The organism is Clostridium nigeriense (genome assembly GCF_050585265.1).
Lineage (GTDB): Bacteria > Bacillota > Clostridia > Clostridiales > Clostridiaceae > Clostridium > Clostridium nigeriense_B.
Genome location: NZ_JBNOOE010000003.1, coordinates 102,611 through 118,820 on the forward strand (window position 1 = coordinate 102,611; position 16,210 = coordinate 118,820).

Annotated in this window: 15 protein-coding genes; 12 read left to right on the forward strand and 3 right to left on the reverse strand. The window is 25.9% G+C overall.

Going from position 1 to position 16,210, the window contains the following annotated elements:
• Positions 1–15: 15 nt before the first annotated feature.
• From ACQPVP_RS04085 to ACQPVP_RS04095, 3 genes are all read right to left on the reverse strand, one after another.
• Positions 16–1,569, reverse strand: coding sequence for a response regulator transcription factor (locus ACQPVP_RS04085; protein ID WP_430847495.1), 1,554 nt, complete (start codon positions 1,567–1,569; stop codon positions 16–18).
• Positions 1,562–3,496: a cache domain-containing sensor histidine kinase gene (locus ACQPVP_RS04090; protein WP_430847497.1), complete on the reverse strand. Its 1,935-nt coding sequence runs from the start codon at positions 3,494–3,496 to the stop codon at positions 1,562–1,564. The genes ACQPVP_RS04085 and ACQPVP_RS04090 overlap by 8 nt, the downstream gene beginning before the upstream one ends.
• Positions 3,497–3,603: 107 nt before the next feature.
• A complete protein-coding gene (locus ACQPVP_RS04095) occupies positions 3,604–4,944 on the reverse strand; it encodes an extracellular solute-binding protein (protein ID WP_430847499.1) in 1,341 nt (446 codons plus the stop codon).
• A 324-nt stretch (positions 4,945–5,268) separates the two neighbouring features.
• Between ACQPVP_RS04095 and ACQPVP_RS04100 the strand changes: the two genes are divergently transcribed.
• The 12 genes from ACQPVP_RS04100 (at position 5,269) to ACQPVP_RS04155 (ending at position 16,176) form a co-directional block, all read left to right on the forward strand.
• Complete coding sequence (locus ACQPVP_RS04100; protein WP_430847501.1) at positions 5,269–6,216, forward strand: carbohydrate ABC transporter permease; 948 nt, start codon at positions 5,269–5,271, stop codon at positions 6,214–6,216.
• Between the two features lie 14 nt (positions 6,217–6,230).
• Complete coding sequence (locus tag ACQPVP_RS04105) at positions 6,231–7,571, forward strand: carbohydrate ABC transporter permease (RefSeq protein WP_430847503.1); 1,341 nt, start codon at positions 6,231–6,233, stop codon at positions 7,569–7,571.
• Positions 7,572–7,601: 30 nt separating this feature from the next.
• On the forward strand, positions 7,602–9,512 hold the full coding sequence (locus ACQPVP_RS04110; RefSeq protein ID WP_430847505.1) for a right-handed parallel beta-helix repeat-containing protein: 1,911 nt from the start codon (positions 7,602–7,604) through the stop codon (positions 9,510–9,512).
• Between the two features lie 285 nt (positions 9,513–9,797).
• Entirely contained in the window at positions 9,798–10,556 is a 759-nt protein-coding gene (locus ACQPVP_RS04115; RefSeq protein ID WP_430847507.1) for a hypothetical protein, read from the forward strand.
• 136 nt (positions 10,557–10,692) lie between these two features.
• Positions 10,693–10,887 carry a hypothetical protein gene (locus ACQPVP_RS04120; protein ID WP_430847509.1) on the forward strand — a complete coding sequence of 65 codons (195 nt, stop codon included), beginning with the start codon at positions 10,693–10,695 and terminating at the stop codon, positions 10,885–10,887.
• A 24-nt stretch (positions 10,888–10,911) separates the two neighbouring features.
• A complete protein-coding gene (locus ACQPVP_RS04125) occupies positions 10,912–11,199 on the forward strand; it encodes a hypothetical protein (protein ID WP_430847511.1) in 288 nt (95 codons plus the stop codon).
• Positions 11,186–11,773: a DUF3885 domain-containing protein gene (locus tag ACQPVP_RS04130; RefSeq protein WP_430847513.1), complete on the forward strand. Its 588-nt coding sequence runs from the start codon at positions 11,186–11,188 to the stop codon at positions 11,771–11,773. Before ACQPVP_RS04125 ends, ACQPVP_RS04130 begins: the two co-directional genes overlap by 14 nt.
• Before the next feature lie 72 nt (positions 11,774–11,845).
• Positions 11,846–12,646, forward strand: a complete 801-nt coding sequence (locus tag ACQPVP_RS04135; RefSeq protein WP_430847515.1) for a hypothetical protein — start codon at positions 11,846–11,848, stop codon at positions 12,644–12,646.
• Positions 12,647–12,929: 283 nt separating this feature from the next.
• Complete coding sequence (locus ACQPVP_RS04140) at positions 12,930–13,967, forward strand: helix-turn-helix domain-containing protein (protein ID WP_430847757.1); 1,038 nt, start codon at positions 12,930–12,932, stop codon at positions 13,965–13,967.
• 158 nt (positions 13,968–14,125) lie between these two features.
• Positions 14,126–14,347, forward strand: coding sequence for a hypothetical protein (locus ACQPVP_RS04145; protein ID WP_430847517.1), 222 nt, complete (start codon positions 14,126–14,128; stop codon positions 14,345–14,347).
• 176 nt (positions 14,348–14,523) lie between these two features.
• Positions 14,524–15,363 carry a metallophosphoesterase gene (locus ACQPVP_RS04150; RefSeq protein ID WP_430847519.1) on the forward strand — a complete coding sequence of 280 codons (840 nt, stop codon included), beginning with the start codon at positions 14,524–14,526 and terminating at the stop codon, positions 15,361–15,363.
• Positions 15,364–15,432: 69 nt separating this feature from the next.
• Positions 15,433–16,176 (forward strand): TatD family hydrolase, encoded by a 744-nt coding sequence (locus tag ACQPVP_RS04155; RefSeq protein ID WP_430847521.1) that lies wholly within the window; start codon positions 15,433–15,435, stop codon positions 16,174–16,176.
• The last annotated feature ends 34 nt before the right edge of the window (positions 16,177–16,210 follow it).

The window sequence follows — 16,210 nt, forward strand, 5'->3', positions numbered from 1 at the left end:
GCCTACCATTTTTATTTAATTCAAGCTATCTCTATATTCCTTAGGAGTTAGTCCTACTGTTTCTTTAAAAACCTTACTAAAATATTTAGGACTTTCATATCCAACTAGTTCTGTAATGGAATAAATCTTTAAACTCCTATCCTTTAATAAAGTCTTAGCTTTTTCTATTCTAACATCTGTTAAATATTTAATATAATTTTGACCAGTTTTTTCTTTAAAGAGTCGGCTTAAGTAAATAGGATGAATATATAGTACATCTGATAAGGTATTTAAACTAATATCCTTCCAATAATTTTGATTTATAAATAAAATAGCACTATCTATAATATTATTGCTGCAAGAAGCAATAATTTCATTTAGTTTATTAGAGCAGCTGTTAAGGGTATTTAAAGTAAAATCTATTATACTATTTTTAGTTCTATTTTTTAGAAGATCTTTTGTAAAATCTTCTATTTGAAATTCAAATTTTTTCTCAAAACTAAAGTTAGAAATATAATTACAAGTAATTACAATTAGCTCGATAGCAAGAGAATAAAGTTGATTATTTCCTAAAATTAAATTAGTAGAAGTTTTATCTAATAAATATTTTGAATAAGCAATAAAGCCATCTGTGTTAAGATTGGATAAATATTCAATAAATTTTTGCTTTTCCTCTGAGCGTAATGGAAGAAATACATCTTTTAAATCCTTTAAATCATTAAAGTTTAAGACGGAAATTTCATTTTTATTAATGCTTTGTAGAAGCGCGACACCGCTATTTTCGTATAGAGTGGAAATATTATTAATATCACTATCTATATTACTTATCCCTATATTTACTTTGGTAAAGGTTGAGTCTAAAACATTTTTGCATAACTCAAATAGTTCATTAGATAAATTTAAATGTTTACTTTTTGGATAGACTATTACTGATAAATCCTTTATATTTTCAACAATATAATAACGGTTACTAAATTTGCTTAATATTTGATTCAAATTAGAATAAATAATGTTTTGAATACTAACAAAATCATTATATTGGTTAATATTATAATTAATATTTAATCTTATAATAAAATAAGGTTCATTTATTAGTTTTATATTATTAAAATTTTCTAAGGCATTAGGCTTTATAGAACCGCATAATATATTATTTAACAGTATATTTTGTTTTATATTAATATAATCCATAGTGGTAGTTTCACTATTTTTTTCAGAATCAAGAACTTGGCGTAATTTTTCAAACATTTCTGTTAACTCACTAAAATTAACAGGCTTTGTTAGATAATCAAAACAACCAAATTTAAGAGCTTTTTTAGCATAAGCAAAATCTTCATATCCACTTAATATTATAGATTTTATAGAGGGAAAGCTTTTATATAAAATTTGAAGTAAATCAAAGCCAGATTTAATAGGCATATTTATATCAGTTAGCACAACATCTATATTATTTTCCTTTAATACTATTTCAGCTTCATCAACGGAAGTACAACAAGTTGCAACTTCATAACCAAGAGCTTCCCAATTAACAAAGCGTTTTAAACCGTTTACTACAATTTCTTCATCATCTACAATTAATAATTTATACATATAGACCCTCCTTAGATACTGAGTTAATATCAATAGTAGTAGGAAAGGTAATAGTTATAATTGTACCTTCACCATATTTACTATAGATACTTAAACCAAACTTATCACTTGAATAAAGCTTAATTCTTTCGTTAACATTACAAATACCTATTTTATTAGTAATTATAGTTTTATTATTTAAATTGCTTTTAACTTCAGTTAATTTATCTTTCTCCATACCTATACCATTATCTTTGATAGTGATTACTATTTTATTATTAACTATTGAACCGCTAATTTCTATAGTTTTATCTAATGGATTATTTACAAAGCCATGTATAATTGAATTTTCCACTAAAGGTTGAAAGGTTAATTTTGAAATTTTATATTGTGAAATATCAAAATTAAAGTTAGTTTTTAATAAGATTTCATTAGTATATTTATAATTTATAACCTTTAAATAAGCTTGGATATGATTAATTTCTTCAGCTATAGGCACAAGGTCATTGTCCTTTTTTACACTTAATCTAAGTAGCTTAGAAAAGTCTTCTATCATCTTACTTACTTTACTTTCACCATTTACTTCATACATTGATTCCCATCTAATTAAGTCTAAGGTGTTATATAAAAAATGAGGATTAATTTGCATTTGTAAGGCATTTAATTCAGCATTTTTCTTTCTAAAATTTAAGGTCTTTTCATTTATTTCGGCTTTATATAAATTATCAATTAAGGATTCAATATCGTATATCATATTATTAAAGTTATCACCTAAATTACTTATCTCATCATTTGAATTGTCATCATAAAATACATTTAAGTGTTTTCTAGCAGCCTTGTCCATATTTTTCTTTAACTTATTTAAAGGAATAATAATACTTAAAGTAACCATATAAGCCAGTATAAGAGCTAGAAAAGTACATATAAGTAAAACATTAAAATTTAACTTAAATATAGTTTTACTGCTACTAAAAATAGATAATTTATCTATTATATAAATAAGATAATATGGCGAATTAGGTAATTGTTTAAAGTAGATCAAATAAGGCTTACCATTTATATCTTCTGTTAAAGAGCCAGAAGAAGTAGAGTATATTTTTTCTACAATTGCAGAATCTTGTGAAATCGCAGGGGTTTTAACGTTTTCATTAAGAGACATTAATGCTCCAGCCTTTGACATAAATAAAATATTACCTTTATTATCAAATTTAATCCCTTTTATGTTTATTAAAAATCTTAAATCTATATTCATATGTATAACACCCAATGTTTTACCTGTGTTAAAATCTATTAATGACCTAGACATACTAATATGATTAAAGATAATTTGATTATTATTATTTTGATTTAGGAAGATAGTTTGCCCTTGAGGTTGATCAAACCAAAGAGGATAACCATTATTATTTATAGCAGCAGTGTATTCAGGTAAATCTCTAAATACATTTAAATTTGAAATTATTGCACCTTTTTTTCTTCCATCTTGGCTAATTTGAGTATATTGGTCATATGGCGTTATAATTTGAATATTACTAACATACTCATGATCTGTGGTTAAGGTAAAAAGCATATCATTTATTATATTTTTATTTTTTTCATATTTGGATTTATCTTCTAAAGTAGCATTTGTATTTAAAGCTATCTTTTCATTTTCATTAAGGAGAGAGGAAATATACTCATCTTTATAAACCTTATAGGATAAATTTTCATAATATTCCATTTCCGTTAATAGTATTTCGTATATATTTTCTGTTAAAAGATCTAAATAATATGTAATAGTGCTTTCCATTTCTTTAGAATAAGTTCTGTAGTTAGAAGTTGCAATTATAATAGTGGGAACTAAAATAACAATTAAAAAAGAAATAAGAAGTCTTTTTAAAATATGAACTTTTCTAAAGTATGTGATAATTTTATTTAATATCTTAGATTTATATTGAAATATTTTAAACATCTTTAATCTCCAATAAAATAGAATATAGTAAAATTGTAACATAAAAACAAATAAAACCCTAGACTAATAGTAAATTACTTATACTCTAGGGATTTTTTTATTTATAATTATTTATTAGTTTTAATGTCTTCGTTGAATTTTTCCAAAACCTCTTTTTCAGCTAAATCTTGAACATTTTTAAATTCCTTAGTAGGATCTGCAGTAGGATCTGAAATTATTTTTTGTACTGCCTTATCTATATAAGAGCCAACAGTAGCTTTTCCATAGAATTCAAGTCTTCCTTCATCTTGAACATCACTTAATACTTTTGAATATTCTTCAGGCAAGTTAACTATATCACCTAAAGATAAATCATCTCTTGGGATAATTACAGGATTTACAACACCCTTGCTTTCAATATTTTTATAGAACTTAGTTTTTTCTTCCTTACTTTCATAAAAACTTATATACTTGAATGCAGCATCTTTCTTTTCAGGAGTTGTTTTAGCATTTATAACTTTTGCACTACCACCAATAGCAGTTGTATGTTTTCCAGAAGGACCAGCAGGGAATAAAGCCAGGCCAATATCATCAGGGTTCATACCAAGGCTTGTTGCCCAACTTACCCAGTCACCAGCAAATGGCATCATAGCAATCTTTCCTGTTGCAAATTGAGGAATTAAATCATTAAATTTTAAAGTTAAATCTGATTGAGTTACCTTTTCTTTTATTAAAGTTTGATAAAATTCTGCAGCTTTTATAACCGCTGGGTCTGTAAAAGTTAAAGATAAAGTGTCATCAGAATTTTGTTTAGTTAAATCTCCACCTGCTTGCCAAACATAATATTGGAAAAACCATTCTGTCCATTCTGAAGAAAGTATTCCATAACCTGCTTGTTGTTTTTCAGGAATAGTCAATTTTTTTGCATAATCTAAAGCTTCATCCCAAGTCTTTGGAGCAGATGTAATACTAGCATCAGCAAATAGCTTTTTATTATAACCAAAGAACATTGGATTTACTTGTGATGGAATACCATATACTTTTCCATCTAAGGAAAGCATGTCTAGATATTTTTTTGATAATCCTGATCCTTCGTCCCACTTGTCTATATAGTCATTAAGTGGTTCAAGAATACCAGCCTTCATATATTTATCCATCATTGTAAAGGAGACATCTATTAAATCTGGAGCATTTCCAGCTGCAACACCTTGGTAAAATTCATTACCTGGATCTCCTTCCTTAACAACTTTGTTAAGCTTGATATTAGGATATTTTTGCAAAAATTCTTTTTCCACATTGGCCGTAAAGTCATCTTGTTCCCTACTCGTAACCCAAAGTGTTAATTCTACCTCTTTATTAGAAGTTTCTGGTTCATTATCAGTTTTAGTTGAGCAACCAGATAATGTACCAATACTAACACCTACAATTAAAAATGTAGCAAGTAATTTATTTAGCTTTTTACTTAACATATAAAATCCCCCTATACCTTTTAAATTATCAATATACTATTATCTTGCTTGATAAAATAAGTATACAAAAAATCAACACTTGATGTAAACGGTTTTAAATTGACAAATGGTATCTAAATTTAACTATTGATATTTCTTATAAAAGTATCAAAAATTAATATATAGTATCTAAATTTAACCTTTACTATAAATGAGGTCTATATATACAGATATTTCTTTAAAGCTAGTACCTTTTTTCTTAAATTTGCAACATTCAACAAATATTAGTAATCGCTTACAATTGTAATATCAGATAATTTAAATAAGTAAATAGGGAGGACAAATATGTTGAATGAAAATTTAGTTAAATGTGAAGAAAAAAGTTTAATTAATAAAAAAAGTACTATTAAAAAGAAAAAAAATAAATATAAGAAAGTTATGAGAAAAATTTCACCTTTCTTATTTTTGCTTCCAGGAATAATATTTACTCTTTGGCTTAGGTATATACCTATATTTAAATCATTTTATATGTCGTTATTTAGATATGATGCAATAAATCCACCAGGACAATTTGTGGGGTTTAAAAATTATGAGAATTTATTTCAAACACATTTTTATTGGGATGCTTGGAAAAACACTTTTGTTTTTTTAATATTATCTTTAACATTAGTTTTCTTTGTACCAATAATTCAAGCTTTATTTTTGAATGAAATATTAAAAGGAAAGAAATTATTTACAACTATTTATTTAGTTACAGCAGTAATTCCTATGTCTGTAAATGTGATTATATGGAAATGGATTTGGAGTCCTGATTATGGTCTAGCAAATCAAATACTAAAATTTTTTGGAGCAGAACCACAGCTATGGCTTAGTGATCCTAATTTAACGAAATTTGCAATAATTTTCCCAGGAGTAATAGGTGGAGGGATTGCAGTACTTATGTATACAGCAGCTATTCAAGGTATACCAGCTGAGGTTTTTGAAGCAGCTGCACTTGATGGGTGTACTGGATTTAAAAAGATAAGGCATATAATATTACCTAATATTATCTTCATTATAATAATTCAATTAGTATTAGCTGTTATTGGAGCTATGCAAATATTAGATGCCCCTTACCAATTTACATCAGGGGGGCCAAGTGGTTCATCAACCTCAATGGGTATTTTCATTTATAATGCTTTTAAGCAAGATTTAGATTATGGTAAAGGTGCTGCTGCTTCAATGATATTATTTGTGGTAATAGCAATAATGACAATATTCCAAATGAAGCTAGATAAATCAGAAAGAAATTAGGGGGAGGGATAGAGATGAAAAGTAAAAATAAAATAAATAATAATAAAGGCTTAAAAGTAGTTGCATATATTTTTACAATTTTGTTTGCTATTGCAATATTATATCCTTTATTTTATATTGCAAGTAATTCATTAAAGGATAATGTTAAGATTTATGATATGCCTCCAAGTATATTACCAGATAGTGCAAAAAGTATTTCTATTGTTTTAAATTACGATAATTATACTGGAAAGGATGAAGATGAGCTTTTAGAGACTATAAAGAAAGATACAGTTGTATCTATGTTTGCAACAATTAATGATTTTAAAAGAGATTCTATTTATGAAGTAAAATTTTATGGGGTAAAGGATAATAAGACTGTTTATTATTCAAGAGCTCACAAAATGGAATTAGAGCTTGAAAGAGATTTTGGAGTTTATGCTAATTCGGTTATAAACAAGGAGGTTATTTTAACAAATGATAGATACAACAAGGCAATGGATAATATAAAATATGATTTTAATATAAATGGGGTAAAGGAAAGCTATGATAATTCAAAATTTGGAACTAGTGACTTTGAACCTAAAATGGCTAACTTATTAAATGGTGATTTCAAGACCACTGGTGAATTTAAGGGATTAACTGCAAAGAAGAATAATTTTCTTTTGCTAGAAAGTTTTGCACATTATCATAAATTACCAGCTTATGCTTATTCGCAAAATAAAACTATTAGTCAATATAGCTTCTTAGTTTTTGTTATGAATACAGTAATAGTAATATTATGGGCAATTTTAACACAAACAGTACTATGTTCATTAACAGCATTTTCTTTATCTAGATTGTTGCCAAAGAAAATTTCAAATCCATTGTTATTTTTCTTTTTAGCAACTATGATGATTCCTTTTGCATCAATAATGATACCACAGTTTACAATGTTTAAAGATATGGGATTATATGATAATTACGGAGCATTACTGGTTCCATTCTTATTACCTTATGGATTCTTTATTTATCTATATAAAGGATTCTTTGATAGATTACCTAATGAACTTTTTGAAGCAGCAAAGGTTGATGGAGCTTCAAACTTATATTGTTATTTTAAAATTTGTATGCCTTTATCAAAGCCTATTATTTCAATAATAGCTCTTCAAACCTTCCTATCAAACTGGAATGATTTTTTCTGGGCATGGATGGTTACAGAAAAACAAGAATTATGGACATTAAATGTTGCATTATATAATTTATCTAATAATGGATCTATAAAGCAAAACTTTATATTAGGTTTATCACTTATAACAATTTTACCAGTTATCTTATTAACTATTCTTTTATCAAATCAAATAAAAGAAAGTATAGCTTCAACTGGACTTAAATAGAAGAAGATTATAAGGACGGTGTGTAAGGAAATGGGAAAAAACAAACAAGAAAGCATAAGAATAAAACTAAATGATTTAGAAAATATAAAAGTAGAAAGCCCTAAAAATACAAATGGTATTGTTGTAAATATTCTAGATTTTGGAGCTACACAAGAAAGAGATAAATGTAATTATGAAGCATTAAAAAAAGCAATAGAATATTGTAGGGAGATTAAAGCTAGCAAGCTTGAAATACCTAAGGGAAAATACTATTTTAATACTTCTTTAGATAATGGAGAAGCACAGATAAAATTAGATGGTTTATCTGATATTACTATTAATGGTAATGGAGCTGAATTTATTTTTTCTAGTGATAATAAATTTATATCAATTAATAGCTGCACAAGATTAGAAATTAAAAATTTGTTTTTAGATTGGAATTGGGATAAAGAACCATTAGCTAGTCTTGGAAGAATAATAAATGTAGCAAAGGATGGTAGCTATTTCGATTGTGAATTTCCTTCCTTTAAGAATATTAAAGATTCATTTGAAATAAGGATAGTTGGTCCTTTTAATCCAAAGGAAGTTAAACCAGGAAATAAAGGTGCATTAGAATTTAGACCATATAAAAATAATCATGTAATTGAATCAGATGATGAAAAATCCAATAAGGATATGGAAAAACTTGTGAGAGAACTGTCAAATATTATTAAAGGTATGAAAAAGATCCAAAAGAATGTAATGAGATTTTATACTACTGATTTTATTTGGACTTTAGACAGAATAAAAAAAGATCAAGTATATAATTTTAGACATTATGAATATGAATCAACAGCTATTTATTTAACAGATAGTAATAATATAAACTTAGAGAGTATAACAATATACTCTTGCCCTGGAAGTGGAATTGTTGGTAGAGGTAAATTGCATAATTTTACAATTAATAAATGTAAGGTTGTAAGAAAGCCTGGAACAAGCAGATCTATAACTACCTCTGCTGACTGTATTCATATAGGAAATTCACAAGGTAATTTTATTATTGAAGATTGTGAATTTAGTTATGCAGGTGACGATTGTATAAATATCCATGATAATACTTCTATGGGAGTTAAAATAATAGGAGATAAAAGTATAATAGCAAAAAGAGTAGATAAAGAAAGAAATGCTATTTACGAAGGGGACATATTAGAATTTAGAAATGGTGATTTTAGCGAAACTGGATATTCTTCTAAAGTTAAATCTGTAAAATATAATGAAGAAGAGGTAACATGTACTATTGAACTTGAAGATAAAGCTCCAGAAAATTTAAATGAAAAAACTATTATTTTTAACAGAAGATATTGTACTGAAAATTATATTATAAGAAATAATAAATTTCATTCAAATAGAGCAAGAGGCGTTTTAATTCATGGTTCTAATGGGATAATAGAAGGAAATAGTTTTTATAAAATACAAGGAGCTGCTATTCAAATTGAAGCTGGTGCAGAAAGTCGTTGGGCAGAAGGAACAGGAGTAAATAATGTAATCTTTAGAAATAACTTTATAGAAAGTTGTGATTTAAATAGATGGACTATGGCGGTTATATATATGGGGGTGTACCTTCCAGATGGAAGATGCAATTATCCAATGTTTAATAATATAATTTTTGAAAACAATACTATAGTAGATTGCCCAAGATTAGCTTTTTACTTATCTTCATGCTCAGATATATTTATTTTAAACAATACTATAATAAATCCTAATACAGAGACCTTTAATGGAAGAGTTTACGGATCAAGCCAAAGTGAATTGCCAATTTATGAGGAGTATTATCAAGGAACTATAGAAATAGTTAAGGCTAAAGACGTAGTAGTAGAAAATAATGAAAGAATTGAATATGTAGATACGTATTCTAATGGTATTTATTTTGATAAAGGTAACACTTCTAATATAACAGTAAAAAATAACTATGGATTTATTTAAAGGGTATATAAAAGAGTGGGTAATTAAAAAAAATTATTATTTTGGAACTATAATTGTATCATGAAAAGATAAAAATACCGAATTGAGTAATTGATGTATTTAAAAGATAACTAGTAAAATTATAAAAGTTTTACTAGTTATTTCTATATAAAAATACAGTATTAAATCTTGAAATTCAAGTAATGTTAATTATATTTTAATAAGTACATACTTCGTTACTTTTAGTGTAAATGATATAATTAGTAATAGAGTATATTACTAGAAAAGTTTTAGAGGAGGTTAGAAATGTACTATAATAAAATATATAATTTTATAGAAGAGTTAAGTAGTAATAACATAGAAGAATGTAAGGGACAATTAAAAAAATACATAATTGAGTTAATTCTTTCAATTAAGGATTATGATAATAATATAAACTTAGAAGAGTTAGAATCTATGCTAAATATAATATTAATTAAGGAAGAATTACAATCAGAAGTTCAGGCTGAATTAAAAGAAGCTGGATTTAAATTAGGAATGCTTACAGATGAATTTATGAATATATATGGCGAATTTACTAAAGAAATTGTTGAAAATGGATATATAGAAAATGCCATAACATTAACAAGAAGCGTTATAAAAGGAATAGGGTGCACTTATAGAGAAATATATTTAGTAAAAAAGAATGGCGGTTTTACTGAGAAAAATTATAAGTATTTAAAGTCAATAGAATTCCTAAATGATTTGCAAGGAGAGTTGAGGAAGCATCTAAATCAGGATATAAATAATATACAAAAAGAATACTTTAATATATTAGGATTAGTTGAGTATATTAAAAGTGATTTAGAAGAAAGTATTAGTAGTATTGGAAATATAATTATGTCTGAATTAAGAAATAAATCTTTAGATGATTTTCATAAAGAGGAGCATATATGCGAGTATAAATCTATTTTTAGACCTGAATATGTTGAAGAATTAAAGAGAAGAAAATATAAATGGTTTATTTTAAGTTCAAGACTAAAAGAAAGTTATCATAGAGATATGTTATATAAGGATTTAGATTAGAAAAATATGCTTTTATAGGAGTAGGATTATTATCAACATTTATGCTTATTACTATTATTGTTCTAACAAATTATTATGATAGTATAGATAAATGATAATTATGGTATGCGTAGTGTTATTATTTTAGGAGGTATATATGTTCAAAATAGATGTAGAAAATTTATGTTGGATAGATGGAACTACGGATAATTTAGAGGATATATGTTTACATGGTGAAACTACTGTAAAAATTGGGGATGAGATATTTAAATATAATGCAACAGTTAGTGCAACTGCATTATATTTATTAAAAACATTAACAGAAAATCATATAATGCATACAGAAAATTAAATGCTACCATGTTGTGGTTATTTTATGATTCCAAATGAAGATTTAACAAATGTAGATATTTGTGGATGTGATAATGGAATTGATTGGAGTGTAATACATGAAGGTGATTATGTAAAAATAGTTACAGAAAGTAAAAATGAAACAATAGTAAGTATTCATAAATATACAAAAGAAGTATATAAATTTGCAGATAAAATAGAGTCTTTTTATAAAAAATGTATTCCTAGAAAACTTCCTTATGATGAATTTGAGAAAAATGGGTACATTGCATTTTGGAATGAATGGAGTATTAGAAGAAATGGAGAATTTTAATATAGATAGTGTGGATATGAATAAATTGGATTTATATGTTAGTAGTTTATTTAACGAATATTGTAATTTAACAAAAGTTTGTGTTTCATTTGAACTTGCACCCAACCAATATCCTTATCATGATGTCGATAATATAGAAGATGAGGATTTAAAATATAGAGAAGAATATGTTGAGATATGTATTAAAGATGCATATGAAATTTGGAAACAATGTGAATTCTCTAATGATTTAATTGTATTTTATGAAGATAAATATAGTTGTCATAAGAAAAATGAAAAAGAGTTTGTTGAAAGTACTTTACAATTATTAGATTTTATAATATATCCATTTAAATGGAAAGATGATGGTGAGATTTATAATGGTGTTAGATATATTTGGAGAACCAATAAAATAAATGTAAAAGAACTTTTTAGAAAAATAATTCTTTCAGATATAGGAGAAAATACAGAGTTAGATTGTGCAGTATATATTATTGATAATAAAACAAAAAATGTATTTTTTCTTTATGATGATAGAGGTGTTGATGTATATTCAGCTAATAAAGAATTTATAGATAAAATAAAGCAAGTATAAGTATAGTGAAGTTTTGGTACAAAATTAAAGTTAGAATATAGGGATAATTTATAAGTTAATAGGGGGGATTGAATGGGGAAAATATTAGGTTCTTTGAGTGGTATGCGTAAATATCTTGAAAAGGAAATGATTGCAGAATGTTTGTATGGACGAGTTAGATATACTTGCACTTCATATGTTGGCATGGATAGATGTAATATTTTTGAAATATATATTGATGGCAAATTAATAAAGCAATTTTCTTGGGAAACTGTTAATACCTATTTCATTAAAAATAGGTACAAGAAAAATTCACATCCTTATGGTATCGAAGAATATTGGGATGAATTTTGGTCACTTATGGATACTGTACCTATGCAATTGAGAGAGGAATACACTGATAATGAATTCTGTGCAGCACTTGAAAATTATCGAAAGAATAAAGTATATTTAGATGTAACAGAACTAGATAAGAGTGTATGTGTAGTTATAAAAGATAAGGAAGTTATTAAAGCAGGTATTACTATTTATCCTATGAGTTCAAATGAAAAAAATCATAATTATCAACAATATGCCGATAATTATGATATACATTTTATTTTTGATGATGATATTCCTAAATTATCATTTTATACAGTTCCGCAAGTCGATATTTTTGCAACAGATAGCGAAGATGGATTAATTGGAAGCGTTGGTTCAATGACAGATTTAGAAAGTGACTCACCAATATGCTATATCAGTAACAATAAAAAATGCTTTTTTATTGCAAATAGTCTAAAAGAATTTTTAGAAAAAACTGATAACTGGAAAAATAATCTTAAACCATACAATGAAGTTGTATTATATGATTCTAAATTAGAAGCTGAAAAAGAATTGAGATTTATTAATATTTAAGTTCTAAAAAGTAACTAATTTAAATTAATGTTCTATTACAACTTTCATTTTAATTAATAGATAAATATAATTAGAATATAAAAACTCACTTAATATAGTTATGGTGATCAGCATTATAAGTAAGTTAGTAATAATTTTATTAGGGATGCTAAAATAACTAGCAGTTATTTTTTATGGATAAAATATGAAGACGGGTCAATTGTTTAAAATATGTAGCTTTGATATTATTAAATTAATAAATGAAAAATTAATTAATGATAGAATTAGAGGTGACCTTGCTTTTATGAAAATAAATGAAGTGATTAGGTATTATAGGAAAAAGGAAAGTCTTACTCAAGAGCAAATGGCTAACTATTTAAATATAAGTGCACCAGCAGTGAATAAATGGGAGAATGGAATATCATATCCAGATATAACTTTACTACCTTCTCTTGCACGTGTCTTAAAAATTGATGTTAATACTCTATTAGGATTTAACAAGGAATTAACGGATGTAGAAGTTAAGAGTTTTATAAAAGAGATAGGCGAAATTATATCTAAAGAAGGCTTTAAAAAGGGATTTGAAAGAGGTTGTGATTTAATTAAAGAATATCCCAATTGTGATGAGTTAAGAATTGGGATATCAACAATATTAAGAATATATTTATTAGAACCCAATATTGAAGAAAAATATAAATATGAGATTAAAATTATTGAGTGGCTTGAACTTGTAGCATCAAGCAATAAAGAAAATATAGCTTCTATGGCTAGATTAGATTTATCAGCAATGTATAGAGAGAAAAAAGAATATAAAAAGGCTCAAGAGATATTGGATAAGATTCCAGAGATAGATATAGATAAAAGAATTCAACAAGCATTATTATTTGAAAGTAGTGGAGAATATGATAAAGCTTATGCTATTTATGAAAGTAAATTGTGGAAAAGCTCTCATGAAGTGTTTGCAACTTTATCTTTTATAATAAATCTATTATACAAAGAGAGTAAATTCAGTGAAGCAGAAGAGTATGTGGAGTTTTGTAAAAAAGTTATTGAAGTATTTGATTTTGGATCATACTATAAATATCAATTAGATTTATCTTTAGCAAGAGAAAAGAAAGATAAAGAAAAAAGTATAGAAATGATTATAAAAATGGTCAATGAAGCAAGTAGTATGGACAATGCTATGAATTCAAAACTATATAAGAATATGAAATTTAATGTGAATTCGAGTATTAGTAAAGATAAATACGAAAGAATAGTGAAAGAGGCAATAAAAAAAGATAAGACTCTTGATTTCATAAAAAATGATTATAGAATAAAATTTTTATTAGGACAAGACTAAAATTTATAAAAGATCTCAGTTTATATTTAAAAAACAAATAATCCTATATAATTTTAAAATTTTTGAATAGAAAAGTTAGTTGATTCCAATTAATTAATATTGATATTTTAAAAGTTTATTAATATAATGTTAAAAAATATTTAGTGAGGAGAATATCAATGAATAAAGGACAAGAGAAATTTTTTGAATTTATAATGCAAAATGTAGAAGAAAGAAATCAAGCTAAAGCGAAAGAATTATTGGCTGAAAGCTTTGGAAAGCAAGATAATGGTACATTTAATAAAGAGTATATGATAACTTTCATTCCTAGAATGTTAGAATTAATAAAGCCAGAAAATATTGAACAAGTAAAAAGTATTATGATGAATCATAAAGCATAATTATAAATAAGAATATCGTATTATCAGGAGTGATATACGATATTTTTCTTTTTTGATATATTTGTATATAATTTGTAGTTTTCTAATATTATTAAGTGAAATAATGATATACTAAACATATATTATTGATGAATAAGGAGTTAATAGATATTTATATGAAGGAGAAATATATAAGAATGAAGATATTAGTAGTTATTATTATATTGGGGACATCATTTTTTATATTTTCTATATGGCAAAATAATAGTATTGTTATTTCTAATTATAATTATGAAAGCTCAGAAATTCTTTCTGAATTTAATAATTTTAAGATTGTTCAAATTTCTGATTTACATAATAAAAACTTTGGGGAAGAACAATCTAAGTTATTAGAGAAAGTTGAAAGTTTGTCTCCAGATATAATTGTTGTAACTGGGGATTTAATAGATAGACGTAAGTATAATTTAGATATAGCAATGAATTTTATAAATAAAGCAGTTGAAATTGCACCTATTTATTATGTTTCAGGCAATCATGAGGCTTGGTCTGGAAAATATTCTGAAATAAAAGAGAGGCTAATTGAAGCAGGAGTTAATATTATAGATGATAAAAATGTAGAAATTAAAAATGGTGATGAAAGAATACATCTTTTAGGATTATCTGATCCAGCTTTTTTAACATCTAATTATATAGATGGGACTGATACTAGTAGTATAGATAGAAATTTAAGCAATTGGTCAGAGATTGAAGGCTTTAACATTTTACTTTCACATAGACCAGAACTATTTGATTTATATTCTAAAAATAATATAGATTTAGTTTTTTCAGGTCATGCACATGGTGGACAAATTAGAATTCCATTTATAGGAGGACTTATTGCTCCTAATCAAGGCTTTTTTCCTAAATATACGAGTGGAAGTTATAATAGTGATAAAACTACAATGTTTGTTAGTAGAGGACTTGGAAATAGCATATTTCCATTAAGAGTATTTAATAGACCAGAAGTTATATCAGTAACACTAAAAGTTTCTAAATAAGAATATAAAATAATTATATGGATAGATACTTAGTTTATAACTTTCATTACAAAAGTGAAGGAGGATAATATGTATATAGATTGTCATACTCATTTAGATTTTTTTGAAGATAATATAGATAAAGCAATTGAAGATATAAATAACAATGAAATATTAACCTTAGCTAATAGTATGGATATTGAAAGTTATATTAGAAATAAAGAATATAGTAGAAAAAGCAAGTTTATTAAAGCTTGTTTTGGAATTCATCCATGGAAAGCGGCAGAGTATACAGGGGATTTACAAGAATTAATTTCGTATATTGAAGAAAGTGAAATTATAGGAGAAATAGGATTAGATTATCTTTGGGTAGAAGATAAAAAAAACTTTGAACCTCAAAGAAAAGTATTTAATTTTATATTAGAAGAAAGTATTAAGAGAAGTAAAGTAGTAAGTATTCATACGAAGGATGCAGAAGAGGAAATATATGAGGCTCTTAAGAAACATAATTATAGTAAAGCAATAATTCATTGGTATAGTGGGGATATAAGTACTTTAGAGAAGTTTATAGCTCTTGGCTGCTATTTTACTGTTAGTGTGGATATTGGTTATTCAGAAAAAACCTATGAAGTACTTAGTAAAATACCAATAGATAAATTACTTATAGAAACTGATGGACCAACTGCTCTGGAGTGGGTGAATGGAAGGTATGGATATCCAAGTGAAATAAAGAGGGTTTATGAAAAAGTAGCCGAATTTAAAAATATACATATTAAAGAGTTGATGGTTACTATTGAAGAAAATTTTCAAAGATTATTTAGTGAAGGAATTTAAACATTTTTATCAAAATGTGAAAGATAACTATTAT